This is a genomic window from Allokutzneria sp. NRRL B-24872, assembly GCF_002155965.1.
Classification (GTDB): Bacteria; Actinomycetota; Actinomycetes; order Mycobacteriales; family Pseudonocardiaceae; genus Allokutzneria.
Window position 1 is genome coordinate 1 of sequence record NZ_MUMH01000254.1, and the last position, 1736, is coordinate 1736.

A 1736-nucleotide genomic window follows, 5' to 3' on the forward strand; every position below is an offset into this window, starting at 1 on the left:
GCGCAGCGCAGCCACACGGCGACGCGTGAAGACCTTGGTGACCAACGAACGCAGCCGCGTGTGGTCGGGCGGATCGCGGTCGAGCATGGACAGGTCGAGCGCCCCGCGCCCCGCCTCCGGCACGACTTGATCCCGGAAGTCGCCGGGTGCGAGGTTGCGCACCTCGACCGACAGCCCGGCCCGGAGCAGCGTCGAGACGTCGGAGTGGCGGGAGACGAACCAGAACCCGAGCGGGTGCTGGTGCACCGGGTCCTCGTCGCGCAACACCTTGTACTGCGCGTACGGATCGTCGAAATACCCCTCAGCGAAGGGGTTGTACAGGAGCTCATCGGGCACGGTCATCGGGCTCTCCTCCACGGGTGGCCGCGACGTACACAGCGTCGGTGACATACACAATGTATGTCGTAGGCTGTGCGCATGTCGACCACCAGGAGCCGGCGCGAGCAGTACGCCCAGGCCACCAGGGCCGCGGTGCTGGCGGCGGCCGGCAGGCGGTTCGCCGAGCGGGGCTTCGCGGGGACGGCGCTGGAGGACGTGGCCACCGACGTGCAGGCCACCCGCGGCGCGATCTACCACCACTTCGCCAACAAGACCGCGTTGTTCGCCGCCGCCTTCGAGGAGCTGGACTCGGAGGCGACGCGGGCCTCAGCGGCCGCGGCGGCGCGGGCGGCGACCCCGTGGGAGGCCGCGCTCGCAGCGCTGGAGGTCTTCCTGGAGCACTGCTGCGACCCGGTGTTCGGCAGGGTCGTGTGGCTGGAGGCGCCGATCGCGCTCGGCTCGGCGTACTGGCAGGCGGCCGAGCAGGACGCCTCCTACCGGCTGGTCGAACAGCTCGTCACGGCGATGATCGACAGCGGCGACATCGACCCGCAGCCCCTACGAACCACCACCCGGCTGCTCTTCAGCATGCTCGGCGCGGCCGGGATCGCCCTGGCCCAGGCCGCACCGGAGGACAAGTCCCTGGTGAAGGCCGAGTACACCGCCGTCTTCACCAGGATGGTCGCCGGGCTGCGCCCTCGGGCATGAGGGTCAGCCGGGCCTGTTCTCGTGCGGTTCTTCCAGCAGCGAACTCCACCGGCCTCCCCCGGTCGGCCCGATGTGGAAGACGCTCAGGTCGTTCTCGCGCATCTCGCCGATGAGGTAACCCTGCGACCGCCCTCGGTAAGGGGGAAGCACGATCATGAACTGCACCGAGTCCGGGCCGCGGCCCCGACCGAACTCGACCAGGTGAAGGTCGACTGAGCGGATGACGGCTACCGGGTCGAGGCCAGGGTCGAGTTCGGACTCGTGGTTCGACGCGGCTCGCTCAAAGACGATGCGCCCCTCGCGCAGGCTGGCGAAACTGCGGCGGTACGGCCTGTACACCCCCTCGCGCCACTCCTGTGTGGCACGCCGGCGCTCCTGCGCCCGTCGTTCCAGGTCGCTGAGCGGCTGCTCTTCGCGCTCTCTCCGACGGGCGTCCCGTTGTTCCCGGCTTCGCAGGCCCGGGGGAACGTACTCCGTCTCCTTTTCCTTCTCCTCTCCCCCGTCGTCGCTGGCCTCAGCCGCCTGAACGCCCGTGACGGTGAAGCCGAGCGCTCGCAACGCTTCGATCCGTTCGGTGAGCGGCGACGCGCCGAGCGGTTCCAGGCGCTGGTAGGCCTCGGCGTACATCCTCGGGTCCTGCTCGTTGGCCCCGATGTAGACCCAGTCGCGGAACTGGCCCCAGCCCTCCTCCGAGCCGTCCCACCACGCCC

Annotated in this window: 2 protein-coding genes and 1 pseudogene; 1 reads left to right on the forward strand and 2 read right to left on the reverse strand. The window is 70.1% G+C overall.

The genetic code is table 11. The annotated features are described in order from the left end of the window. A pseudogene (locus CCN37_RS37000) lies at positions 1–342 on the reverse strand (cytochrome P450); the annotation flags it as partial. A gap of 75 nt (positions 343–417) precedes the next feature. Between CCN37_RS37000 and CCN37_RS37005 the strand changes: the two are divergent. Continuing rightward, complete coding sequence (locus tag CCN37_RS37005; RefSeq protein WP_086830038.1) at positions 418–1026, forward strand: TetR/AcrR family transcriptional regulator; 609 nt, start codon at positions 418–420, stop codon at positions 1024–1026. Between the two features lie 3 nt (positions 1027–1029). Here the strand turns inward: CCN37_RS37005 and CCN37_RS37010 are convergent. Further along, positions 1030–1736, reverse strand: a 707-nt coding sequence (locus tag CCN37_RS37010) for a hypothetical protein (protein WP_210408384.1), incomplete at its 5' end; no start/stop codon positions are given.

Bases quoted from the DNA above. Each gene is read 5' to 3' on its own strand.
- CCN37_RS37005 (WP_086830038.1), top strand. From the start codon at position 418: ATGTCGACCACCAGGAGCCGGCGCGAGCAGTACGCCCAGGCCACCAGG.